Here is a 23,814-nt window from a genome sequence, read left to right as displayed (position 1 = left end):
TAGAAGATTAACTATCTCGCAACTTGGATATTTCTTAGTGTCTTTGTGGCAAAAAGCTTTTCAAGTACACAAAGTTAGTCGATTCGGCAAAGGAAATATGCCGTGATTTGTGCTTTAGTAGGATAGAACAACCGAATGCCTCTGAATAATGAAGCAATTGACAAAAAAAATGTTTGCTGTGCTGGCCGTAACAACCCCACTGATGGTGCAGGCACAGAACTCAACGGAATTTAAATCGTACACCCAGGCGATTGGCGGCAGTAATCAGTCGTATGAAATGGTCGCTATTCCGGGCGGTGAATTTATGATGGGAAGCCCTGCCGGCGAGAAAGGCCGTGGTCAGGATGAGGGGCCGCAGCATAAGGTGAAGATTGAGCCGTTCTGGATGGGTAAATACGAAGTGATCTGGGACATCTATGATCTCTTCACGACGAAAAATATCGAGAAGGAAATGGCCGCCCGGTACCCGCAGGGCGCCGATTTGTCGAAAACAGATGCCAGTACCCGTCCTAGTCCGTCGTACGTGGATATGTCGTTCGGCATGGGGCGGGCGGGCTATCCGGCTATTAACATGACACAGTACGCCGCTATCAAATTCTGTGCGTGGCTGTATGATAAAACCGGCGTTTTTTATCGCCTGCCTACAGAAGCCGAATGGGAATACGCCTGCCGTGCCGGCACGAAAACAGCCTATTCTTTTGGTGACGATCCGAAATTATTACCGCAGTATGCTGTCTTTAAAGGAAACAGCGGCTCCGCCTATAAAAAAACCGGTACTAAAAAGCCCAATCCATGGGGGCTGCATGATATGCACGGCAATGTGCTGGAATGGACCATGGATCAGTATATACCAGACTATTATGCTAAAAAAGCAAAGGGCACTGTAAACGAGCCGTGGGCACCGGTGACGATGTTATACCCGAACAGCACCCGTGGCGGCTCCTGGGACGATGAACCGGCTGATCTGCGCTCCGCGAAGCGTATTCCGTCCGATCCTGCCTGGAAAATTCTGGATCCGCAGAACCCGAAAAGTGACTGGTGGTTAACGAGTGCTTCATTTGTGGGCTTCCGGATTGTCCGGCCGGCCAAAACGCCGAGCAAGGAAGAAATCGCGGCCTATTATGGCATCAAGCCCATCAAGGATTATTGATGGTGATCCGACAGGATTACGGGATATGTAGGATGCCAATTGCCTCATCATGGGTAGTAAGCCGGCTCCTGTACGTCTGGTAATCCTGTCAAAAAATTCCTTTCCCTGATTGACCTAAAAAAAGCAAGAATAGCAATTTTTGCGGATATGGTGACATCTGCTGTACAATCTATCCGCTGAGATGTAATTTAGGGGAATGCCATGTTGCCCTGCCATTGATCCGGTTCAGAGTACTGGCATGCACATACGCTATACGCCGGTTGGGCACCTATGACTATGAGGGGAATTACCGCCTGCTTTTGCCTGCTGCTGCTGTTGCAGGTGAAATTTACGAAGGCACAAACAGCGGAGTCCACAGGCTGGGCCCGTTTCCATGACACAACGCTTGATTCGTTGATTAATCTGGGGCTGACCAACAGCCCGAACCTGAAAGCTGCATTGAGCAGGGTAGAAGAAGCCCGTTTACGGGTTCAGGTCGCCCAATCGTATCTGTCGCCGTCAATCCGTTCGGGGGCGCTCCTGTCCACTCAGAGTCTGTCGGAATACCGGCCGGTATCGGTGCCGGTAACGTCAGACCGGCTGGCGCGGGTGCAGATGAACACGCTACAGATACTGCCCGTTGATGCGTCGTATGAGCTTGATCTTTTTCGCCGGATACGAAACGGCGTAACGGTTGCCAGTCTGCAGGTACAGGCGTCGGAGGCCGATTACCGCTCGTTCCGGCTGGTACTGGCGTCGGAGATTGCCCGCGTCTATTGGCTGATCCGGGCGAATGATGCCGAACAGGCCGTTTTTCGCCGCAATGTACAGACACGGGATTCAACCGTTGGCATTATCCGCGAGCGCTTCCGGGTCGGCCTGATCAATCAGATTGATGTGCAGCGGGCTGAAACCGATCTGGCTCAGCTGCGTGTGCAACTGCTTACGTTACAGCGTGGCCGGACAGAGCTGGTCAACGGACTGGCCCAGCTTTGTGCGCAGACACCGGCTCAGTTTACACTGGGTGCAGGAACCTTACCGGCGGCTTATCCGGCCTTTCCCTATACGGAAATTGCTGCCGATTTGCTGAAACGCCGCCCCGATCTGCAACAACTGGACCGGCTGACACAGGCTGCCGAAACGCAGGTGGCTGTCACAAATGCGGCCCGGATGCCCCGCGTATCCGTGAACGGAACCGGCGGTCTTTTATCCGGCCGGATCGGGCCCTGGTTTACGCCCGGAAGTGCTACGTATCTGGTAGGCATTAATGCATCGGTACCGGTATTCGAAGGAGGCCGTAACCGCCAGAACGTCACGCTGGCTAACCAGCAGGTTGAAACCGTGCGGCAGACGTATCAGCAGCAGCTTCAGGTGGCGCAGCGCGAAGTCGAAACCGCACTGGATAACTTACAGATTCTTCGTCAGCAGATTGACGCACAAACCCAGACGCTGGCCCTGGCCCGCCGCACCGAACAATATAACCGGGAGCTGTACATCCGTGGTCTGACCACCTACCTTGAAGTGCTGGATGCGCAGCGGACCATCCTGAACGTTGAGCAATTGCTGGTTCAGTTGCGCGGGCAGGAGGCTGGTTATACCGTTGCGTTACTGCGCGCGTTGGGTGGTGATTTTTAATGAATCAACGCATATACTAACAAAACCATGATCGCTCAGACACCCGGACCGCCGTATTATGCCGTCATTTTTACCTCCATCCGTACCGATGTAGACGACGGATATGCCGAAACGGCCCGCCGCATGCTGGAACTGGCGAGGGAACAGCCCGGCTTTCTGGGCGAAGAGAGTGCCCGCGACGGGCTGGGCATCACTGTTTCTTACTGGGAAAGCGAAGAAGCCATCCGGAACTGGAAAAATAACGCCGAACACAAGCTGGCCCGTGAAAAAGGCCGCAAAGATTGGTACGAAGCCTGTAAAACCCGCGTTTGTCTGGTGCAGCGTGACTATGATTAACGGCTAAACATTTGGACGTCAGCCGTACGTAGTGGCTGCTCGTTAGAATTAAGTAGACTAAATTCCGGCGCACAAAAGGAGATTTCGGGGTGGTGGCGCTTTGGATAGTAAGCAGGAAAAAGACATTCCGCAGGAATGCCCTGTGTTCTGCTCAATTCTCCAAATTCTTAGCGCATATGATGAACGAATCGAATCGTCGCGAATTTCTGAAAGCCTCCGGATTACTAACCGGTAGTGCTCTGTTAACTAGCTTACCTTTTGGTCTTCAGGCAGGAGGCTTTCACCATTCTGTCGATGACACGATTAAAGTTGCGTTGATTGGTTGTGGTGGTCGTGGGTCCGGAGCCGCTGCTCAGGCCCTGAACACGAAGCAAAATGTAAAGCTGGTGGCCATGGCTGATGCCTTCCGTGACCGGCTGGACGAAGCGTACAGCAACCTGAGCAAGCGCCGTGATGCTGCCCAGAAAGTAGACGTACCGGAAGACCGCAAATTTGTCGGATTTGATGCCTACAAGCAGGCTATTGCCCTGGCCGATGTAGTCATTCTGGCGACACCTCCGGGTTTCCGTCCGATGCACTTTGAAGAAGCCGTTCGTCAGAACAAACACATTTTCATGGAGAAGCCGGTTGCTACCGATGCGCCGGGTGTCCGGAAAGTGCTGGCGGCGGCGGAAGAAGCCAAGAAGAAAAAGCTGAATGTGGTAGTGGGCTTACAGCGCCATTATCAGTACAATTACCGCGAGATGATCAAGCGCATTCATGACGGCGCTTTGGGCGACATCGTGGGCGGTTCTGTTTATTGGGTAAGCGGCGGCGTTTGGGTGAAGCCGCGTCAGCCGAACCAGACCGAAATGGAGCACCAGATGCGTAACTGGTATTACTTCAACTGGTTATGCGGTGACCATATCAATGAGCAGCACATTCACAATATAGATGTAGCGAACTGGGTAAAACAAGGCTATCCGGTATCAGCACAAGGAACAGGTGGCCGTCAGGTGCGTACCGGCAAAGAGTATGGTGAAATTTTTGATCATCACATTGTCGACTTTGTGTATGCCGACGGAACAACCATCAACAGCCAGTGCCGTCACTACGAAGGGACCTACAGCAAGGTTGATGAGCAGTTTGTGGGTACAAAAGGGAAAGTCGACTCATTCGGCCGCAACAGCGTGCTGAAAAAATATAACGGACAGGCAATTTATACGCATCCGAATGATGCGAAGAAGCCGGATCCAAACCCGTATCAGGTTGAGCATGACGAGCTGTTTGAGGCCATTGCCAAAGGCATGTATAAGTTTGCCGATGCCGAAAATGGAGCAAAAAGTACAATGACATCGATTATGGGCCGGATGGCGACGTATTCGGGTAAGATGGTAACGTGGGAGGAAGCGATCAATTCGCAGATCAACCTGTTCCCGGATAAACTTGCGTGGGACGCGATGCCGAAAGTATTACCAAATGCCGATGGTTTCTATCCGGTAGCCGTGCCGGGTAAGACAATTACGGTGTAGTAGACCCTATTCAAAGCCCTTCCCCTGTTTTCAGGGGAAGGGCTTGTCGTCTTGTTACTGCTTCGGCGCATATTTCTTCATCATCTGTTCGACCATTTTCTGCCGCTCGGCAGGGCTCATTTTCTCCATTGCGGCCGGGTCGAAACCGGCTTCCTTTTTATAGCCGGCCGGAATACTGAACAGTGACGCGGCTACCGGCTTTGTATTGTAGCTGACCATTTCCATCGTCATACTGCCACCACGCATGCCATTGGTTTTCGTTTTCACGAAAAAGCCCTCCGCGTTATTTTTCTTAAGCTCATTGTAAAAACTGTTGCTGCTCATGGCCGGATTTGACCGCCAGTACGACATCATTTTCTCGTAGCCGGCAATGTCTTTGGTGGTCCAGACTTCCATATTGGTTTTGTCCATGGTTACCGACAGGTGTTTGCAGCTTAAGCCCTGGATGGTTTCTGTGCCAAGGACTTTAATCGTCGTTTTTACATCATTTGTGGCCGTCGGGCTAACGGAAGTTTCTGTGTAGGTCTTGCTGGCATCGTCCAGATTATACATCACATTTGGCTTACTGGCCGGCATCAGGACGGTTTGTTTGATGGGTTGCCCCATGCCCGGCATAGGAATGGTTGCTTCCACGCGGGTACTTCCGTTCAGGAAATACATGGTACTCGTACTCGTCATGGATTTCTGTCCGTTACCAAGGGTTATTTTATATTGGATGGTACCTTGCTGAGCAAAGGCACAGACGGAGAACAGGAAAGCGGTTAAGGAGCTAAATAGCTGTTTCATGATAACAAAATAGTTTGTGCCTAAATGTACACGAATTGCCGGTTTGGTAATCCGGAAACTATTTAAACGGTCATTACCGGAAGCCAGACGACTGCCAGCTGCGAATTTTGCCCCCTTTGTTTTCAATAATATATAACTCCGCACCCGGAAAGCGGTGTAGTAACCGCCGGCTTTTCCGCCAGCCCGCCACACTGAACACTTTCGTGAGTGCATCAGCCTGGTAGCCTTCCGGTGCTTTTACCGTTGCCCGAACAAAATGACGCAGGCCCAGACCCGAGCGTGGATTCATGATATGCGAGTAACGTCGTCCCTTGTAATTGAGGAATCGATACGTATCACCGGAAGTTGTGATGGCTGCATTGCGCAGGTTCACCGTCAACGTATCGGTATCGCCGGTTTTGCCGGAGCCAACGTCAATCCGCCAGCCGGATTGTTGGGGAGGGGCATTATAGGCAAGGATATCCCCGCCGATGTCGAGCAGTGCCGCCTGCACCGGAAACGGTTTGATAACCAACAGGGCTTCATCAATGGCAAAGCCCTGCCCGATACCGCCGACATCGAGCCGCATATTGGGCCGGTTCAGGCGGATGGCCTGTCTGGCGGCATCAAATTCGAGGTGCTGATAGCCAACTGACTTTCGGGCCTTTTTTCGTTCGCTGGCAGACGGAAACTGATTCCGCCGGACAGCCCGCCGCCACAGCAGCGAGAGCGGCCCGATGGTCGGATCGTACCGGCCTCCGGAGATACGGGCGATGGTAACGGCCTTTGTCAGGACATCGAACAGCTCCCGCGATACCGGCACCCACTGTCCCGACCCGCCGCTGGCCGACAGCCGGTTGATTTCGGAGCCATCGAGGTAGTCGCTCATGATCTGGTTGAGCGTATCCATACGGGCCGAAACCGCCTGATAGGCATGGTGTGCTGTCAGGCTATCCTGTGCATAGAGGATTACCTTAAACTGGGTACCCATCAGGCCGCGCTGAAACGTAAAGCGGTTTGGTTGGGCAAACAGGGTCGTGCTTGTCAGGGCAAGCCAAAGAAAAAGGGCCTGCCGGAAGCCAGACCCTTTGGTATGCATTCGTCGAGTCATGTGCCGGTATAAGCGCAGGACGCGGGGTGATTTACTTATTGAGGAAAAGCTTAGCTCCCTGACCAAGGGTTACTTTCCCATTGTTGGTATAGGTAATCTGGAAGGCCTGGGCGATGTTGTTTGCGGGAACTGTAACCTGATGGCTAACCTGCAAGATATCGGAAGGGTGCGGGATACAGTTACACGACCATACTGTATAATCGTTCCAACTGCCATCTTTAACAGACTGAATCGGCACTTTCTCAAAGGTATATGTTGAGATTACCTCCTCCCGCGTGAGCGCCCGGTTGTAAAACCGAAGCTCATCCATATCACCGTTAAAATAGTACGACCAGCAATCCATGCCGCCAATCAGAAGATCAGTACTATTGCTGGCGGTAAAATCGATATTTGCGCGGGATTCCGCGCCTGATCGACCGTAGCCGGACCCACCCGCTGAACGGAATCTGGTGGATAAAGACAGCGACGCGTTATTGGTAACACGAATTTTACTGCCATCGGTAAACTGGAATGCGTTATTCGCTGTACCTTTACAATCGGCTACGGATTAATTGTGCCAAAGATCGTTCCGGGGGTATTTTTACCGCTGGCATCATTGACATTGCCATTAAACGGGTAGTCGGCAATATGGCCATATGTGGGGGGGGCGGACCTAAGGAGGGTGGTTGAGAATAAAAACTTAATTAGAAATAATGGTAGGTTTTTCATGATTCAGGAATTGAACCCTGGCTGTAATGTAATGAGTATTCTAATAATGTGTTTGTGAAAGTGTATAGTTTCCGGTTTCTTTGTAATGTTATAGGTAATTCTATGGCATAATTATTGACCCATAGCTTTTAACTAAAACTCTACTAGTTATCATACAAGTCTGCCGTACATGAAAGTAGTTATACTTGCAGGAGGTTTAGGTACTCGCCTGAGTGAAGAAACTGTGGTCAAGCCTAAGCCAATGGTTGAAATTGGTGGTATGCCCATTTTATGGCATATCATGAAGATTTACTCTTCTTATGGATTTAATGAGTTTGTTGTATGTTTAGGTTATAAGGGTTATTTAATAAAAGAGTATTTTGCAAACTACTTTTTACATCAATCTGATGTAACAGTTGATCTGCGTCATAATCGAATTGATTTCCATAAGTCACAGGCTGAACCCTGGCAAATTACGTTAGTAGATACCGGCGTTGAGAGTATGACGGGAGGGCGTATAAAGCGTGTAAGACATCACATAGGAGAGGAGCCATTTATGCTGACATATGGTGATGGGATTGGTAATATAAACATCAATGAGTTAGTAAGCTATCATAAAAACCATAACAAACTGTGTACACTGACAGCTGTACAACCCTTAGGCCGATTTGGGGCTTTGAATTTTGAAGATCAAACGCTTGTGAGATCTTTCATGGAAAAACCCAAAGGTGATGGTGCCTGGGTGAATGCAGGATTTTTTATTTGTGAACCGCAAGTTTTTGATTACATTCAGGGAGATTCAACAATCTGGGAACAGCAACCTTTAGAAACATTAGCGGCCGAAGGCCAGCTAGCGGCTTACAGGCATTATGGGTTTTGGAAACCCATGGATACGCTTAGAGATAAGGTAGAGTTGGAGCAACTTTGGAACAGCGGCGGGGCACAGTGGAAATCATGGTAAATCTTAGTGAAAAATTTACGCAACTATATCGGGGTAAGCGAATCTTCTTGACAGGTCATACTGGCTTTAAAGGAGCCTGGTTGATGAAGATACTTGCTATGATGGGGGCAGAAGTTAAAGGGTATTCATTAGCTCCTGTAAAGCCTTTAAATCTTTACGAATTAGTTGGTGGTGATAGCGTTTGTGAATCAGTGATTGCTGACATTCGTGACAGTGCGCGTTTACAAAAAGAGTTGATTAATTTTCAACCGGATTTTGTTTTTCACCTGGCAGCTCAACCACTTGTACGTTTTTCATATCAGCAACCACTTGAAACGTTTGAAACAAACGCGATTGGAACTGCCAATCTGTTAAATAGTATTCGTTTATTAAATAAACCTTGCGTTATTGTAGCCATTACGACTGATAAGGTTTATTCAAATAACGAGTGGATATATCCGTATCGGGAATCTGATCGATTGGGTGGATTTGATCCTTATAGTGCCAGTAAGGCATGTGCAGAGCTAATTATAGATTCGTTCCGAAATTCGTTCTATAACGTTGCTGATTATGCTACCCATAATAAAGCTATAGCCGTAGCCAGAGCTGGAAATGTTATTGGTGGAGGTGATTGGTCGGTAGATAGGTTAATTCCTGATATTGTACAAGCATTAAACAGTAAAGAGACTGTACATATAAGAAATCCAAAGGCTATCAGGCCATGGCAACATGTGATAGAACCACTTTTTGGGTATCTCGAACTGGGGTATAAACTATGGACAGATCCAATTAAATACTCAAAGGCTTTCAATTTTGGGCCTTTTACTTCAGATGCCCTTTCAGTAGTTAATGTGGTAGAACACTGTATTGCTGTGTGGGGAGAAGGAAACTATCAGGTGCATAGTGATAGTAAACATCCACATGAAGCAGGAATATTGAAGCTGGATATAAGTCAGGCCCTAAATGAGTTAGACTGGCGCCCCATTTTAACCCCGGAAAAAGCCATTGAATTGACAATTGACTGGTACAAGCAATTCAGGTGCGGAGCAAATGCAAGTGATTTAATAGAAGCTGATCTAGCGGTCTACAAATCACTGCTATAAACTTTATATTACGATTATGAAGCAGATTTCTGAGGAAGACTTACTTCATGTTTACAATTCTACAAGTTCGATTTGGGAATCTCTTCGTAACAAACGTATTCTTTTAACAGGTGGGACGGGTTTTTTTGGAAAATGGATTCTGCATAGTTTTCAATATATAAACAATAAATTAGAACTTAATGCACAACTATACGTCCTTTCAAGAGACCCTGAACGTTTTCTTTTGGAATTCTCAGTATTTCAGAATAGAGCTGACATTCATTTTATACAAGGCGATATCATAGATTATGACTATAATATTAATGTAGAATTTCACTATATTATTCATGCTGCTACAGCTGCGAGCGATGCGATAAATAAAAACAGTCCTCTTTTAATGCTTGATACGATCACAGTAGGGACCAGAAAGTTACTTGACTTCGCTCGGAGACAACCCTTAGCGGGTTTCTTGTATGTAAGTTCAGGAGCTATATATGGTAAACAACCTGCGGATATACATTATATTAAAGAGAGTGATTCTTATAAATTAGATATTAATAATTATGCTTCTGCCTATGCAGAAGGTAAACGTATCGCAGAACTATATTGCTCTATATATCATCAAAAGTTTGATCTTCCAATTAAAATTGCACGTTGTTTCGCCTTTGTAGGGCCTTATTTACCCCTTGATACTCATTTTGCCATAGGGAATTTTATTCGTAATGTACTGGCTAATGAAGACATTGTTATTAAGAGTGATGGTAGTACGGTTCGATCTTACATGTATGCTTCTGATTTAGCCGCCTGGTTGTGGACTATTTTGATTAATGGAGAGTTGAACTCGCCGTATAACGTAGGATCAGACCGGGAAATATCAATACTTGAATTGGCTAAGTTAATACAAAGAGTGGCAAGCTCAAGTAGTAATATTCAAGTATTGGGAAGTAAGTTAAAGTCAAATTTTGTGGATAGGTATGTCCCAAATGTTGATAAAGCAAAGCAAGTATTGATGCTCAATAAAGTAGTTTCGCTTGAGGATGCCATTTCTAAGACTATTGATTTCAGCAGATAAGCCATAAGTCGTGTAAAGAAATGTTCTCATATAAAAGCCTTCAAATTGTATTGAGGCGTGCAATTGGTTAACCGAAACTAATTTTACGGAAGCAGAATGCCAGATAAAATAAATGGGACTGCTAACACTTGAGAAGGTTGTAGGCTGATTGTTAGAAATTAGTTACACTTATTGAAGCTTTTTCGTGTGACAGGCAGGACTATTGTGGAAATAACCCATAATAACAATAAAGTAACTTCACTATTTGGGGTAAAATAGATATTAGTGTAATTTCTAATATTCTTTCATTTATTTCAGTGAGTTTACTATATTTATTTACTTGAGACTATATTGTCCGATTTATTCCATTTATATTTCGGATAATAACCAGGAGAGCAGAGTCTATATTTACGGGAGAACAGGCCTAAGATTATATTGCCAGACATGCTCTTATATATTTGTGATAAAAACTTTAGAAATACTACTTATGCACAATAACACTACTCCAGGTACCAAAGTTGAAACGCTCACAAAAATCGCAGGTGAATTTACACAACAGTCACTCGATGAGCAAGAAAGACACATGCAGTTGTTTAGTATTGCGCAGGCTCTTTTACCTCAATATGGACATCAGTGGAACATACATAATTTAGTTACTCTTAAACGACAGTCCCTGAGCCGAATTCTTTACTACAATAATTTATATCAGAAGATCGTAGATGTTCCCGGTGTTATATGTGAGTTTGGTGTACAGTGGGGAGCCACACTTGCTCAGCTCATAAATCTGAGGGGTATGTATGAACCTTTTAACCATAGTAGAAAGATATTTGGGTTTGACACTTTTGAAGGATTTAGCGTCGTAGACAGTAAAGATGGTGATTTTTCTAAAGTTGGCGATTATGCAACTACGGAAAAATATGAAGAGACATTAGATAAATTACTTACACTACACGAATCTTTTTCTCCGATTCCTCATGTAAAAAAGTTTGAGCTAATAAAGGGCGATGCATCAATTACAATAGATGGGTGGTTAACTAATAACCCTCACGCCATAGTCGCAATGGCTATTTTTGATATGGATGTATATAAACCTACTAAAGACGTACTTGAAAAGATTCTTCCTCGGTTAACAAAGGGTTCTTTATTAGTTTTTGATGAATTAAATTGTCCTCATTTTCCTGGAGAAACTCTTGCTGTAAATGAAGTTCTTGGCTTAAATAATTTATCGTTAAAACGTTTTGCCCATCAACCATATTCTGCATGGGCAGTATTTGGAGAGTAAGTTGTGATATGGTTAATTTGATTTTTGATTTTGATGGTACTTTATATAATTCTTATAAAGGTATAAAAATGGCATTTGAATCTTCTGCAATTCAGGTGTACCAATCCGGGGTTGAATTTAAGCCTGGAAATATTGGTCCTCCTATTGCAGAAATTCACGAAATTTATTTTAAAAATAAAACTCCTTATGAAAAAAAACAATTTATAAATACGTTTAGAAACCTATATGATTATGAATATTGTGATCAGGGCGAGTGGTATGATGGAGCTAAAGACTTACATACGCAATTAAATAAAGAGCATTTTCGTTTAATTTGCCTGACAAATAAACCATTTGAGCCACTACAAAAAATTTTACTTTCTCAAAGTATAGGTATTGAATTTGATATGATATCCTGCATTGATGATAAACAATTCAAATCAAATTATAAAAGTGAAAGATTAAAAATGATAAAGAATTTAACCCATAACTCAGCTGAGAAATGGGTTTATATTGGCGATACACAAGAAGATTATGAGGCTGCGCTTAAAAATAATTGCATTTTTGTTCATGCATCTTATGGGTATGGTATCGTAGATGGTAAAAACTTACTTTTTATAAATTCTTTACGGGAATTACTGAGTGTTCTGGATAATGTTCTTAGCTAAGACTTTACCATTATACATATAGATTGAAAACTTAAGGCTTGGCACTATCTTTGTTGCCCCAAAATATAGTTTCGGTTATGATTCGAATTGCTGATTATATTGTTCAGAGACTGAAAGAAGTTTCAGATGTGGTATACATGGTGACTGGTGGTGGAGCCATGCACCTTAATGATGCGTTTGGACGTGGCGGTATGGATATTGTGTTTTGCCATCATGAACAAGCTTGTGCAATGGCTGCTGAAGGGTATGCCCGTGTTACTAACAAACCTGCAGTTGTTAACGTAACGACAGGCCCTGGTGGCATAAATGCTCTAAACGGCGTATTTGGGGCCTGGGTAGATTCTATTCCCATGTTAGTCGTGTCAGGACAAGTAAAACGGGAGACACTTGTTGCTACGTATGGAACAGAGGGTGGATGGAGACAACTGGGCGATCAAGAGGCAGATATAGTTTCTATGGTTAAAGGAATTACTAAATATGCAGTACTAATTGATGACCCTAATTTGATCCGCTATCATTTGGAGAAAGCAATTTATCTCGCCTGTAGTGGCAGGATGGGGCCTTGCTGGATTGATGTGCCGATTGATGTTCAGGCAATGAAAATTGATGTAGATACTTTGATAGGATTTGATCCAGTCGAACTCCAGTCTGAATCAACAGAAAGTATCGATCATGCCTATGAAGAGTTAGCAAAACTTATTAATCAATCATCGAGACCTGTATGGTATATTGGTTCTGGCATACATAGTTCTGGCACAATTGATCAATTTCTAGAGTTGGCAGAACAGACAGGTATTCCGGTAGTAACGGCCTGGAATTCCAATGATTTAATTGCGGATGAGCATCCTCTGTATGTTGGCCGGCCTGGTACGATTGGTAATCGTTCCGGTAATTTTGTTGTACAAAGCGCTGACCTAGTAATTGTATTAGGATCTCGATTAAATATAAGGCTGGTTAGTTACAACTGGAAGTCGTTTGCTCCTAATGCCATTAAAGTGGGAGTTGATGTAGACCCGAAAGAGTTAAATAAACCCACGTGTACTTACAACCTGAAAATTTGCGCTAATTTAAAAGATTTTGTCCCAGGGTTTTTAACGTATCTGAAGGTTAAGCCGTTAGAAAATAACTTCAATTGGTGGGTTAATTGGGGTAAAGAACGGTTAATTCGTTATCCAGTCTGCCTGCCAGAGTATTGGGAGCGACCTAATGATGTTAATCCATATTGTTTTGCTGACGCCTTGTCTGATTACACTAAAGAAAATGACGTTATTGTTTGTGCTGACGGTACAGCCTGTGTGACTACGTTTCAGGCTATCAGGGTTAAGCCAAATCAACGAATATTTCATAACTCCGGGTGTGCGTCTATGGGCTATGAACTGCCAGCTACAATTGGTGTGTGGAGCTCTGACCACTACAGAGAGCGGATAATTTGTATTGCTGGAGATGGTAGCATTATGATGAACATTCAGGAGCTCCAAACTATTTCTGGTAAGAATATTCCGGCACAAATATTCATCTATAACAATCAAGGGTATCACTCGATCCGGCAAACTCAGCATAATTTTTTCAAAGATAATATTGTTGGATGTGGGACTGAGTCGGGATTAACTTTCCCGGATTTTGCTAAAATAGCTGAGGCGTTTGACTTTCCGTATTACTCAATTAGTAACCATACAGAACTAAGAGAGCAGTTAGGGAAAATCATGCAAACCAAAGGTAGATTCATTTGCGAAGTAAAGCTCGACCTTGCACAACAGTTTAGCCCTAAACTTACGTCAATTAAACTTGAGGATGGAAGTATGGTCACCTCCCCTATGGAAAACATGTGGCCTTTTTTGCCGAAGGAAGAGCTAGAGGGAAATATGATTTATACATTTAGTGAAGCATTATGAATAAGCTAGAATTATCAACTACCTCATTGCTCAAAGAGCTGATTGAGAACTTTGGGGTAATAGGAATTAAAACCAGTTTTGAGGACGAAGGGGCTTCCTTGATGGAAGTTATTCGTTTAAAGGAGCTCTGCAATCAGGCTGGAACCAAGCTACTTCTGAAGATAGCAGGTGCAGAAGCTAAGCGAGATTTAGAAGATTCCATGATGATTGGAGTAAAAGGCTTAGTTGCTCCAATGATTGAGAGTCCCTTTGCTCTTGACAAGTTTGTTAAAAGTGCAAAGTCTATTTTGCCGCCTGATGTCCTTTCTAATGTTCAATTGGGTGTGAATATCGAAACGATAATGGCTTACCGTAATTTTGGAGAGATCAAAAAAGCAGATGGATTTGCTGAACTCTATCATGTGACGCTTGGTAGAGTTGATTTTGTTTCATCAATGGGTAAAGACAGAGCATATGTAAATTCTGATGAAGTTTTTGATATTGCTTGTGATTTATTTACTCAGTCCAGAGAATTGCAAAAAAGGGTTTATTTGGGAGGGGCTATCACTATTGAATCACTTGACTATATGAAGTCTCTTTTCCAGAAAGGACTACTGGATAAATTCGAAACAAGATATGTAATGTATGATCCGGCCATCGCACTAAGCAAACTCAAAGAGGCACTACTGAATGGTCAAAAATTAGAATTAGGAATTCTAAACTATCGTAGAAACTACCATATTCATCACTCCAATAAGGAGATTGATCGAATAAATATGATTGAAAAAAGGGTTTTTCAATAGCCCAAAAATAACGGGTCGGTTAAGTTTTTATAACTGACTCTATAATTTTTCGTTGATTGATAATTTGACAAAATGGATTTTCAAAACATCGATTCGGATCTTCTGCGATTACTGCAACCTAGATTAGCGGAAAAGGCCAATCGAATTATAATAGCTGGACAGGATTATATTCCTGTCACTGGAAAAATAATTGATGCACAGGATATTCTTACTGGCATCGATTCCATGATGGACGGATGGTTGACAACAGGCCGGTATGGGAAAAAATTTGAGTATGAGTTTGCTAAATATTTTGGAACAAAGTTCTCTGCTTTAGTCAATTCAGGATCATCGGCTAACCTGTGTGCATTTTATGCACTAACATCGCCTAAGTTAAATGAACGCCAAATAAAACCCGGTGATGAAGTAATTACAGTAGCGGCCGGATTCCCTACTACCGTAAACCCAATGATTCAATATGGGGCCGTGCCCGTATTTGTTGATATCGATATTCCGACCTATAACATCAAAGCAGAGCGAATTGAAGATGCTATTTCGCCTAAAACTAAGGCGATTATGATTGCCCATTCTCTAGGCAATCCGTTTAATTTAGATGTCGTCATGGAAGTTGCCCGGAAATATAATCTTTGGGTGATTGAAGACGATTGCGACTCACTGGGAGCTACGTACCGAGGGCAGAAAACGGGTACATTTGGTGATTTAGCAACCGTTTCATTTTACCCTGCTCACCATATTACAATGGGTGAAGGGGGGGCTGTGTTGACTAGTAATGCGAGGCTTAAAATGATTGTTGAAAGTTTTCGTGATTGGGGACGTGATTGCTATTGTGAAACAGGTACAGATAATACGTGCCGTAAACGCTTTGAATGGCAATTAGGAGATTTACCATATGGTTATGATCATAAATACACATATTCGCATATTGGTTTCAATCTAAAAGTAACTGATATGCAAGCCGCAATCGGTCTTAGCCAATTACAGAAAGCTGACCAATTTGTGGCCAAACGGCGCGAAAATCATCGATTGTTATATGATATTTTGAAGCCATTTGAGGAACACTTTATTTTACCAGAAGCTACGCCTAATAGTGATCCAAGTTGGTTTGGCTTTATGCTTACAATACGAGAAACTAGTTCTATTGATCGTTCAGAGCTGATACGTTTTTTAGAAAAAAATAAAATCGGAACACGTTTACTGTTTGCCGGTAACATGTTGCGCCAACCAGCTTATAAAAACATATCTTATCGAATAGCAGGCGATCTTACTAACACTGATACAATCATGAATCGCTCATTTTGGCTTGGAGTTTGGCCGGGTTTAAATAAACTTCATTACGAATATATTGCGCAGTGTATTGAACAGTATATTCGTAATAGATAGTCATGAAAAGGTATTAAATTGTCTTGAAATTATTAAAATCAAATCAAAAAAGAATGAGAAGTTGCCCAGTATGTTCTTCTGAAAATAGTGCTATCATAGATTCAATACCAATAAAAACTTATGATAAGCATCCGATGAAGAATGACTATTTAGTGTTATATTGCTCTAAATGCGGCTTTATATTTGGTGATATTGGTGTAGATCAATTTCAATTAGATAATTACTACTCACAATTATCGAAGTATGAAGATGAGAACACGGTTTCTGTCGGCGCTGGCGGTATTTCTCTACTTGATCAAACAAGATTAAAAGATACCGTTGAAATAATCTCAGCTCATATTGACAAAAATGCTAAGATACTTGATGTCGGTTGCGCAAACGGAGGGTTATTGAAGGCCTTTAAGAATAAAAATTTTTCCAATTTGTTTGGGTTAGATCCATCCCCTACATGTTCACGCAGAGCTTCTCAACTTGTAGATTGCGAGTGCTTAACAGGTTCGATCTTTGACTTTGATTTTCGCAATGAATTTGACTTGATCACTTATACTCATGTTCTTGAGCATATTTATAGTATTAATGAAATAATTGTTAAGTCAAAACAAGCAATAACCGAGGATGGGTTAATTTATATTGAGTGTCCCGATGCTGAAAGTTATCATATAAATATTCACTCTCCTCTACAAGAATTCAATACTGAGCATATTAATCATTTCAGTACACAAGATTTTATCAATATAGGTAAATTATATGATTTAAGAATTGAAGAGATAGGGGTTCGGTCATTTAAAATTGAAAATGGGTTAGATTATTTTGCTGCTTATGTTATATATTCAAAAAAAAAGCTGCCAGATCAATTTTATTTTCAGAAAAGTACCAAAAATTTATTATCTGTAAATGAATATATTTACAGATCAAAAAAAAGTTTGAATACATTTTCTGAATATTTAAATAAAATAAATGACAAGGTTTGTTTTTATGGAATAGGCCAATTGGCTTATAAATTAATCGCTTTAGCACAGAAACAGAATAAGCAACTATTACTTTTTGATGGAGATAAAAGGAATGTTGGAGAAACGATTTCAGGAGTAAAAATTGAAATAGGGAGTGCCATTTATGATGATATTAATACTTCGGAAGATCTCGTTATTATTACATCAGCCATATCTTTTCAAAGAATAAGAAAAGATATTATAGAATTATATAAGGCAAAAAACACAGTATGTCCCAGACTAGTAAATATTAGCGATTTATTTACTGAATAGTTTTTAGTACTACTATTAAAAGTATGAAATGTATTGCTAATTCTACTATCTTATAAACAAAATAATGGAGCATAAACAATTTACAATTATTGTACCAACTCGTGAAAGAGCTGAAATACTAGAGCATACGCTAAGGACATGTACCACACAAGATTATGAGAATCTTACTATACTTGTGTCAGACAATTATAGCCAAGATGGGACTGCAGATGTAATAAATTCTTTTAAAGACCCCAGAATTAAGTACATAAATCCAGGCAAGCGTCTGAGCATGACTTATCATTATGAATTTGCTTTATCTCATATAGAGGGTGGATTTGTAACTATTTTAGGTGATGATGATGGACTACTTCCAAATGCTGTCGAAACATGTAATAATTTACTTAATGAAACGGGCCTTGAGGCTGTAAATATGAATTATTACCATGACTTTTACTATTGGCCAAATCATCCCGTTAAGCGTCAAGCTAGTATGCTTAAAGTAAGCCTGGAGAGCGGATTTGACATTATCGATGCAAAAAAAGAATTGGGAAAAGTGCTTAATTGTAAGGCAGATTATCTCCGTTTGCCAATGATTTATAGTTCGTTTGTAAGTTTCAATGCAATCAACAAAATAAAAAAGAAAACGACCAGTTTTTTTAGATCCCAGGCTCCAGATGTCTATTCCGGAATTGCTCTTTGTGATGTTGTTGACAAATACGTGCAGTCAAATAAAAGGTTAAGACTTGCTGGAATTTCAGCAAAAAGTTTAGGAACATCACATTTATTTAATCATGAAAATACGGCACCTGTGCTCCAGGCAATGACTGAGGAGACAGTCCCTTTTCATGAACGAATTAAATTAAATGAAGCAACAGCATCAATTAGTTATATAATTGCTGAGAGTCTTTTACAGTCTTTTGATGCTGGTTTGAATCAGGATGAGAAAAGTAAATTCGATTTATTGCCATTTATTAGAATAGCTGTTAAAGAGGCTAATACCAAAGCAAAAGCAAAGCATGACGAGATTATAGCGACAACGCGTTACATTGCTCAAAAAAATAATTTGGAAATTACTGAAGTAGAAAAAATTATTAAATCTGTAGAAAATAATGTTGTTAATCTCATAAACTATGATCTAAAACGCTATATGCATCCTTTTATATTGATCAATGCATCACTTTATCAAGTGAATAATATTTATGATGCTTGCCTTCTTCATGATGAAGTTTATAAAAATCCGTTTAGGTATATAGCTAAAGCCTCTACTTGGAATTATATGTTCCAGTTAGTATTTGGGGAGTTTCATGCACGTTACAGATAAGTTTTACGTTTGCGAAACAGCCTCGTGATCTTTGATTTTGTAACAGCCTTTTACGTTTAACCTTAACCCTTAAAAAAATAGACAGCCAGAAAAATTGTGGCGATTGAAGTTTCTTAAACAAACTGAAGAATCGCTAAGAAGACGTCAAAGTTCACCGAATCACAGACGGTTGGCCTCTGCCATCATTTTGTATTGGGTTAAGCCGACACTGGAGTGTCGGTTCCAAAGGTGTACCACAAAATAAGAGCTAGTGAAGTGACGTACTACGTCTGGAAGAACAAGTGTCGGGGGCTGCGTGTCCTGGACTTAAGGAATTGAGGTAATTAAGAGCACCAAAAGCTTAAACAACTTGTAGCCGATCTGAGTCTGAATAAGCAAATGCTCCGTGATGTGCAGCAATAAGCTTTAGGACCAGCTGGGAAACAGAAGCTTGCCCCAAAGCTTATTGGCAGATTCTCAGGTTTCGGTTCAACGTACTTGCTCGTGTCATTACCTTTTTTGGCAAGCCAGTTTTGATTAGAGTTTAAGCCGCCTCTCCTGAAAAATGTACCTATAATTAAGGATATGACGGTCGTTTCTCCTTCTTTCAAGGCCTCTCCCGACTTCATCCGCTGTCAGGCCTCACAGCTTGCCGACGGCCGAAAACCGTTATACCCGTACCGCCAATGCTCCATTTTCTCACGAGTATCTTCCAGTGATATTAACCAGTGTGCGTTCAAACATTCATCCCGAAAACTTCCATTGAAGGGCTCTCTCAATAAACGTATTGTCAGTTGGTTTACCGCAAGTGTAAGGAAATGTACACTTACTTGTGTGCTTGTTCTTTAATAAAAGAAGCCATCTCTGTTAAATGAGCAGTATAATTAGAAGCCAGAATAAAGTCTAATTCTAATTTCATCTTACCTGTAAACCCGCAAGCAACTACTTTTCGGCCAGAAGCTAAACTATTCCATATTTTTGAAGGAAAACTAGATTCATCAGTTCCTATGGTTCCAGTGATTAGATGTATTTCATGCTCATAAAGTGCCTTTATGAGTGAGGGGGTGTCTTTAAAAACACCTTTCACGCTTGGCTTTAACTGAGCCGGCAATTTCTCTAAACCCGGACCGTCAGCATAAAAGTTAACCTCATACCCTTTTTCTTGTAGGATATAGCATTCTTTTACTAGCGCTTCTACATCATGAGTTATGCCAAGATTACCAGTATACAAAGCCATTTTTTTAGGCGCTACATCCGGGTTTGGCTTAATATCAATCATTGGCCATAATCGTTTAATAACAGCATTTGGCCCTTCATAACCAACATTAGATGAAACTTTAATGACATTATCAAATTTGTTTAATTCTCTATCCCACCACCACTTTATTATTTTATGAGCTATGTGAGGAACTTTCAGCGAAATAATAGAGGCAGGAAAATAATCAAACATTATGAAAATACTTTTCACGCCTCTTTTGAAGACAGCGTATCTTAAAAAGATATTAAGAAATGGGGAGTTTGTAATCACTAAGACGTCTCCTTCTTTTACACTTCTTCTTACATACTTCCAAAACATTTTAAACACGATAAAATATTCTGTTAGAATTTGTAAGTAAGTATCTCTTGGGTATGCTTTTGTTTCAAGGCTTACTAGCTCAATGTTAGGTTTGGGCCTTGCTGAAGGACGATATTCTCCTCCTCCTCCCACCATTGCAACACTTTCACCTTGATTTGTTAAGTATTCGGTTAACTGTTCGCAAATGATACAGATAGGGGAGCCATCAGGCCAAACATATTGATTAATAATGTGTATTTTAGGCATTTTCTTCAGATTTCTTTTTTTGAGAATCAATCTCATTTTTTATAAATGCTATTTCATGGGCTAAGCTTTTAATCTGATTTTGAAGTTTGGAATTAACTAATGACAAATGAACCAGAAATATCGCTACTGCAAAAAAAGCACCTAGAAATATTAAAGAAGGAGCGTAATAAACTCCTAAAAATAAAGCAATTTTTTCCAGGCCTTTGCGCCATATAGAAAAAATAATTAGTAAAAGAGTACAAAGTATCCAGACTATTGAATATTCCTCTCTTAATTTTCCTTTTGCTATAAGCCGAAAGATAATTAGCATAAATAGAGCAGCCCCTATTATACTTATTAGTTGTATAGTTGTTGGTAAAACTGCCATTGTTAAATTAATTATATTTACGGTTACGCTTAGAAATAAGTCGAATATATATAAATAGAATTCCAAGCGTAACTTTTACCATGTAATAAATTGCTCGTCCATTATTTATAGAGGACACTCCACCCTGTCTCTCTTTCATGGTGACAGGTACTTCTTTTATTCTTAAAGCAGATAAACCAAATTGTACAATAGATTCTGGCTCAGGATACTCGTCTGGATAATATTTATCAACGATCTGTAATGTCTTCCTGTTGAAAGCTCTAAATCCTGAAGTACTGTCATGTATTGTTATTCCAATTAAAAGTTGATTTAACCATCGAAAGTAGTTAATGCCAACACGACGCATGAGTGAAGACTGGAATCCTTGTTTAGTTATAAAGCGTGATCCAATTACTACGTCAGCTTCATTATTCAATATAGGTTGCAGTATTTTATAAAGTTCCTGAGCTGGATGTTGGCCATCTCCATCCATTTGAACAGCAATATCATATTTATATTGAAACGCGTATTTATACCCTGCATGCATTGCACCACCTATACCTAAGTTTATAGGTAGATTCAAGTATTTACAATTTGATTGTTGCATTACCTCTAAAGTATTGTCTGTTGAACAATCATTAATTGCTAATACGTCGATATCTAGCCTGTCTGCAAACTTCTGGCTATTAACCTGTTGAATAACAGCAGCTATAGAGTCTTCTTCGTTATAGCATGGTATAATTATTAATATACGGACTAAGTTGTTAGATTTATCATTAGTCATTGATACGGTAAATTTGAATTGTACCTAATGTTGACACTAATTTCATACATCTTGTTTCAATAGCTTGTGGCTGTTTGTCAAAAATAATGTATTTGACATTTAACTTTTTAAATTTTGGCGAACAAGGATCCATATATACTTGATAACCATCTTCAAACGTATTTTGTATAACTACAGAATCTTGCCCGTTAATAAAAGATCCATAGACTGTATGGGCATATCTGTTATAGGCAGAGTCTCGCTTCATAGAAGGATCAAGTACGTTCATAATTCTTCGTTCTGGCACGTACTTGACTCCACTTATCAGGTTAACGCCGGTAGCTGTTACCAAATAAGATATATACTGACTGCCAAAAACTACCCAGCGTACATTTGGCTCTTGCCGGTCAATTTCCTGAACGGTTTGATAAAGAGTATGATTAATAATGGGCGCCATCCCTTTAGAGACGGGATTCAGCTTTATGTTAGGTAGTAAAAAGAATGTAATTGCTATACCAAAGAGTCCATTTCTAAAAGGAGGAGACCAGGTGAATAGAAGGAGAGACGCAATACTTATGAAGAAAATAGTAGGGACAATTAGCTGAGTTGACTTGAAAAAGCCTTCAGCATCATTAATATTTACATTCATTGCATAAATCATATAGCCTAATATAGCTACGATTCCGAGTACAGTGAAAAGAGTGTTTTTTCGAATTGGGATATTTTGAAGGTAGTTCAGGTATATAACTGTTAATAAAACGTTGCCAATACCAAATGGAATTTGTGTTCTTCGGGTCGGACTCATATCCCACAGAGTAACTTTAGCTAACCATGTTGGGAAGCCGATCTCTATCCAAATGTATCCAACTACAATAAAGAAAATTAAAAGCAAGATGATCCAGTCAATTTTTCTGTATAAACCAAAGCTAATGAGCGCGCATGGAATAATTATAGGCGCAAATGTAATATAATGTGAAAGTTCACAATGATTTAACCAATTCTTCGGATGATTCGTGTCGGTATACTGCCAGCTAAAATATTCAGAAAACCAGTTTGCTATAAATCCGGTTCCACCGGATTCACTTCGTTTCCCGGGATAAACAGTATTTACAACCGCATCAAGTGTTGGTTTAACATCTTTGAAAAAAAAGTAAAAAGAAACACTTATAACTGCGATCATCAGTAACGCTCCACCTACTTTAAAAGCCCATTGATCAAGTAATACTTTTAAATTGAAATTATTCAGAATAAATCCAATCATTAAAGCTAAAAGTAAATACCCTAAAGGAACCTGGTAGGGAGGATATAATAATAGAATATAACCAATTAATAGCCAGGCTACAAGGAGTGAGCTGCCTAAAACTATTTTCCAATTACGACTGTATAGTAAATATATTGTCGCTACAAACATGGCACCAGTATACGCTATCAGCATCATTGGTATGTTATTCCATGATTGTGTACCGGACGAAAGAAATAACCAGGAACTTCCTAAAAGTGATAACCAGAAATTATTCTTAGTTATCAATAAAAGCATGAATGTAATTGATATTAGCGCGAAGATAGCTTTAAACGAATATGCCAAAGCATATCCATGCTCAATATCCAATAAAAAGAAACCCCAGTCATACGGTTTGAAGATTTCAATAAAGTGATGGCTTGGTAGCATAAGTACAGGGCTTTTATAGCCGCCGATCACTTCATTCTCTGTTGGAAAGTTTTTATTTGCCTGAGATAATAACCAAGGTGTTCCAACAGCATAGTCATCCATTCGGATTCTTCGTGGTTCACCTGAAATTAAGCCTCGTCTTTGGTCACTTCCATCGGGTAGTAGCTGATTCCAGACGGCTAAAGAAACCGGATGAATTTTCGCCAATGTCAGTAAGAAAAATAATCCTATACAAATCCCTACAAACCACTTCACACGCTTATCAAACCGAATCAACTCAAATTCCTGTGTAGTATCAACATCGCTTACTTTAGGTAAGGCAACATTTTTTATAACAGGCTGATTAGCCTTATTTTCTGATACCGATGGCGTAGTTTGAGGTTTAGCAGCGGGTACGGTAGATTTCTTCTTCAATGACTTCGACATAACCTAACTCAAAT

The 23,814-nt window shown here is 41.1% G+C and carries 21 protein-coding genes and 1 pseudogene; 14 read left to right on the top strand and 8 right to left on the bottom strand.

The window, feature by feature from the left end; translation table 11 throughout:
- Positions 1–169: 169 nt before the first annotated feature.
- From BLX24_RS25485 to BLX24_RS25470, 4 genes are all read left to right on the top strand, one after another.
- The gene (locus BLX24_RS25485) at positions 170–1,150 is read left to right on the top strand and encodes a formylglycine-generating enzyme family protein (protein WP_071506056.1); all 981 of its coding nucleotides are present in this window, start codon (positions 170–172) and stop codon (positions 1,148–1,150) included.
- A 276-nt stretch (positions 1,151–1,426) separates the two neighbouring features.
- Positions 1,427–2,764, top strand: a complete 1,338-nt coding sequence (locus tag BLX24_RS25480) for an efflux transporter outer membrane subunit (RefSeq protein ID WP_071506050.1) — start codon at positions 1,427–1,429, stop codon at positions 2,762–2,764.
- Between the two features lie 27 nt (positions 2,765–2,791).
- Positions 2,792–3,100: an antibiotic biosynthesis monooxygenase family protein gene (locus BLX24_RS25475; RefSeq protein WP_071506049.1), complete on the top strand. Its 309-nt coding sequence runs from the start codon at positions 2,792–2,794 to the stop codon at positions 3,098–3,100.
- 176 nt (positions 3,101–3,276) lie between these two features.
- The gene (locus BLX24_RS25470) at positions 3,277–4,611 is read left to right on the top strand and encodes a Gfo/Idh/MocA family protein (RefSeq protein ID WP_071506048.1); all 1,335 of its coding nucleotides are present in this window, start codon (positions 3,277–3,279) and stop codon (positions 4,609–4,611) included.
- Between the two features lie 54 nt (positions 4,612–4,665).
- On the opposite strand, the gene BLX24_RS25465 is transcribed toward BLX24_RS25470, so the two are convergent.
- From BLX24_RS25465 to BLX24_RS25455, 3 genes are all read right to left on the bottom strand, one after another.
- Positions 4,666–5,397 (bottom strand): DUF4412 domain-containing protein, encoded by a 732-nt coding sequence (locus tag BLX24_RS25465; RefSeq protein ID WP_071506047.1) that lies wholly within the window; start codon positions 5,395–5,397, stop codon positions 4,666–4,668.
- 73 nt (positions 5,398–5,470) lie between these two features.
- The gene (locus BLX24_RS25460) at positions 5,471–6,487 is read right to left on the bottom strand and encodes an FAD:protein FMN transferase (protein WP_229201893.1); all 1,017 of its coding nucleotides are present in this window, start codon (positions 6,485–6,487) and stop codon (positions 5,471–5,473) included.
- Positions 6,488–6,518: 31 nt separating this feature from the next.
- Positions 6,519–6,875, bottom strand: coding sequence for a LamG-like jellyroll fold domain-containing protein (locus BLX24_RS25455; protein WP_262483001.1), 357 nt, complete (start codon positions 6,873–6,875; stop codon positions 6,519–6,521).
- A gap of 489 nt (positions 6,876–7,364) precedes the next feature.
- Between BLX24_RS25455 and rfbF the strand changes: the two genes are divergently transcribed.
- From rfbF to BLX24_RS25405, 10 genes are all read left to right on the top strand, one after another.
- Entirely contained in the window at positions 7,365–8,135 is a 771-nt protein-coding gene (gene rfbF / locus BLX24_RS25450) for a glucose-1-phosphate cytidylyltransferase (RefSeq protein WP_071506044.1), read from the top strand.
- Positions 8,129–9,217 carry a CDP-glucose 4,6-dehydratase gene (gene rfbG / locus BLX24_RS25445; protein WP_071506043.1) on the top strand — a complete coding sequence of 363 codons (1,089 nt, stop codon included), beginning with the start codon at positions 8,129–8,131 and terminating at the stop codon, positions 9,215–9,217. Before rfbF ends, rfbG begins: the two co-directional genes overlap by 7 nt.
- A gap of 16 nt (positions 9,218–9,233) precedes the next feature.
- A complete protein-coding gene (locus BLX24_RS25440) occupies positions 9,234–10,268 on the top strand; it encodes an NAD-dependent epimerase/dehydratase family protein (protein WP_071506042.1) in 1,035 nt (344 codons plus the stop codon).
- Positions 10,269–10,734: 466 nt separating this feature from the next.
- On the top strand, positions 10,735–11,529 hold the full coding sequence (locus tag BLX24_RS25435; RefSeq protein WP_071506041.1) for a TylF/MycF/NovP-related O-methyltransferase: 795 nt from the start codon (positions 10,735–10,737) through the stop codon (positions 11,527–11,529).
- Complete coding sequence (locus tag BLX24_RS25430; RefSeq protein ID WP_071506040.1) at positions 11,508–12,176, top strand: HAD family hydrolase; 669 nt, start codon at positions 11,508–11,510, stop codon at positions 12,174–12,176. Before BLX24_RS25435 ends, BLX24_RS25430 begins: the two co-directional genes overlap by 22 nt.
- A 77-nt stretch (positions 12,177–12,253) precedes the next feature.
- Positions 12,254–14,068 (top strand): thiamine pyrophosphate-binding protein, encoded by a 1,815-nt coding sequence (locus BLX24_RS25425; protein WP_071506039.1) that lies wholly within the window; start codon positions 12,254–12,256, stop codon positions 14,066–14,068.
- Positions 14,065–14,850 (top strand): aldolase/citrate lyase family protein, encoded by a 786-nt coding sequence (locus BLX24_RS25420; protein WP_071506038.1) that lies wholly within the window; start codon positions 14,065–14,067, stop codon positions 14,848–14,850. Before BLX24_RS25425 ends, BLX24_RS25420 begins: the two co-directional genes overlap by 4 nt.
- 72 nt (positions 14,851–14,922) lie before the next feature.
- Positions 14,923–16,230 carry a lipopolysaccharide biosynthesis protein RfbH gene (gene rfbH / locus BLX24_RS25415; RefSeq protein WP_071506037.1) on the top strand — a complete coding sequence of 436 codons (1,308 nt, stop codon included), beginning with the start codon at positions 14,923–14,925 and terminating at the stop codon, positions 16,228–16,230.
- Positions 16,231–16,253: 23 nt separating this feature from the next.
- The gene (locus BLX24_RS25410; RefSeq protein WP_143092807.1) at positions 16,254–17,492 is read left to right on the top strand and encodes a class I SAM-dependent methyltransferase; all 1,239 of its coding nucleotides are present in this window, start codon (positions 16,254–16,256) and stop codon (positions 17,490–17,492) included.
- Positions 17,493–17,556: 64 nt separating this feature from the next.
- Positions 17,557–18,795 (top strand): glycosyltransferase family 2 protein, encoded by a 1,239-nt coding sequence (locus tag BLX24_RS25405; RefSeq protein ID WP_071506035.1) that lies wholly within the window; start codon positions 17,557–17,559, stop codon positions 18,793–18,795.
- A 614-nt stretch (positions 18,796–19,409) separates the two neighbouring features.
- Here the strand turns inward: BLX24_RS25405 and BLX24_RS33685 are convergent.
- From BLX24_RS33685 to BLX24_RS25385, 5 genes and pseudogenes are all read right to left on the bottom strand, one after another.
- Positions 19,410–19,578, bottom strand: a pseudogene (locus tag BLX24_RS33685) (integrase core domain-containing protein); the annotation flags it as partial.
- 22 nt (positions 19,579–19,600) lie between these two features.
- Positions 19,601–20,632: a glycosyltransferase family protein gene (locus BLX24_RS25400; RefSeq protein ID WP_143092806.1), complete on the bottom strand. Its 1,032-nt coding sequence runs from the start codon at positions 20,630–20,632 to the stop codon at positions 19,601–19,603.
- The gene (locus BLX24_RS25395) at positions 20,589–20,963 is read right to left on the bottom strand and encodes a DUF2304 domain-containing protein (protein ID WP_071506033.1); all 375 of its coding nucleotides are present in this window, start codon (positions 20,961–20,963) and stop codon (positions 20,589–20,591) included. Before BLX24_RS25395 ends, BLX24_RS25400 begins: the two co-directional genes overlap by 44 nt.
- A gap of 7 nt (positions 20,964–20,970) precedes the next feature.
- Complete coding sequence (locus BLX24_RS25390) at positions 20,971–21,726, bottom strand: glycosyltransferase family 2 protein (protein WP_071506032.1); 756 nt, start codon at positions 21,724–21,726, stop codon at positions 20,971–20,973.
- Positions 21,719–23,800 (bottom strand): DUF7657 domain-containing protein, encoded by a 2,082-nt coding sequence (locus BLX24_RS25385; RefSeq protein WP_071506031.1) that lies wholly within the window; start codon positions 23,798–23,800, stop codon positions 21,719–21,721. Before BLX24_RS25385 ends, BLX24_RS25390 begins: the two co-directional genes overlap by 8 nt.
- Between the last annotated feature and the right edge of the window lie 14 nt (positions 23,801–23,814).

It is taken from the genome of Arsenicibacter rosenii, assembly GCF_001870735.1.
Taxonomy (GTDB): Bacteria; Bacteroidota; Bacteroidia; order Cytophagales; family Spirosomataceae; genus Arsenicibacter; species Arsenicibacter rosenii.
This window is presented reverse-complemented; position numbering and strand designations above follow the sequence as displayed.

Coding starts and splice junctions, on each gene's coding strand:
- BLX24_RS25460 (WP_229201893.1), bottom strand. CDS start 6,487: ATGACTCGACGAATGCATACCAAAGGGTCTGGCTTCCGGCAGGCCCTT.
- BLX24_RS25425 (WP_071506039.1), top strand. CDS start 12,254: ATGATTCGAATTGCTGATTATATTGTTCAGAGACTGAAAGAAGTTTCA.
- BLX24_RS25475 (WP_071506049.1), top strand. CDS start 2,792: ATGATCGCTCAGACACCCGGACCGCCGTATTATGCCGTCATTTTTACC.
- BLX24_RS25405 (WP_071506035.1), top strand. CDS start 17,557: ATGGAGCATAAACAATTTACAATTATTGTACCAACTCGTGAAAGAGCT.
- BLX24_RS25465 (WP_071506047.1), bottom strand. CDS start 5,397: ATGAAACAGCTATTTAGCTCCTTAACCGCTTTCCTGTTCTCCGTCTGT.
- rfbF (WP_071506044.1), top strand. CDS start 7,365: ATGAAAGTAGTTATACTTGCAGGAGGTTTAGGTACTCGCCTGAGTGAA.
- rfbH (WP_071506037.1), top strand. CDS start 14,923: ATGGATTTTCAAAACATCGATTCGGATCTTCTGCGATTACTGCAACCT.
- rfbG (WP_071506043.1), top strand. CDS start 8,129: ATGGTAAATCTTAGTGAAAAATTTACGCAACTATATCGGGGTAAGCGA.
- BLX24_RS25440 (WP_071506042.1), top strand. CDS start 9,234: ATGAAGCAGATTTCTGAGGAAGACTTACTTCATGTTTACAATTCTACA.
- BLX24_RS25435 (WP_071506041.1), top strand. CDS start 10,735: ATGCACAATAACACTACTCCAGGTACCAAAGTTGAAACGCTCACAAAA.
- BLX24_RS25385 (WP_071506031.1), bottom strand. CDS start 23,800: ATGTCGAAGTCATTGAAGAAGAAATCTACCGTACCCGCTGCTAAACCT.
- BLX24_RS25470 (WP_071506048.1), top strand. CDS start 3,277: ATGATGAACGAATCGAATCGTCGCGAATTTCTGAAAGCCTCCGGATTA.
- BLX24_RS25485 (WP_071506056.1), top strand. CDS start 170: ATGTTTGCTGTGCTGGCCGTAACAACCCCACTGATGGTGCAGGCACAG.
- BLX24_RS25430 (WP_071506040.1), top strand. CDS start 11,508: ATGGGCAGTATTTGGAGAGTAAGTTGTGATATGGTTAATTTGATTTTT.
- BLX24_RS25395 (WP_071506033.1), bottom strand. CDS start 20,963: ATGGCAGTTTTACCAACAACTATACAACTAATAAGTATAATAGGGGCT.
- BLX24_RS25390 (WP_071506032.1), bottom strand. CDS start 21,726: ATGACTAATGATAAATCTAACAACTTAGTCCGTATATTAATAATTATA.
- BLX24_RS25400 (WP_143092806.1), bottom strand. CDS start 20,632: ATGAGATTGATTCTCAAAAAAAGAAATCTGAAGAAAATGCCTAAAATA.
- BLX24_RS25420 (WP_071506038.1), top strand. CDS start 14,065: ATGAATAAGCTAGAATTATCAACTACCTCATTGCTCAAAGAGCTGATT.
- BLX24_RS25480 (WP_071506050.1), top strand. CDS start 1,427: ATGAGGGGAATTACCGCCTGCTTTTGCCTGCTGCTGCTGTTGCAGGTG.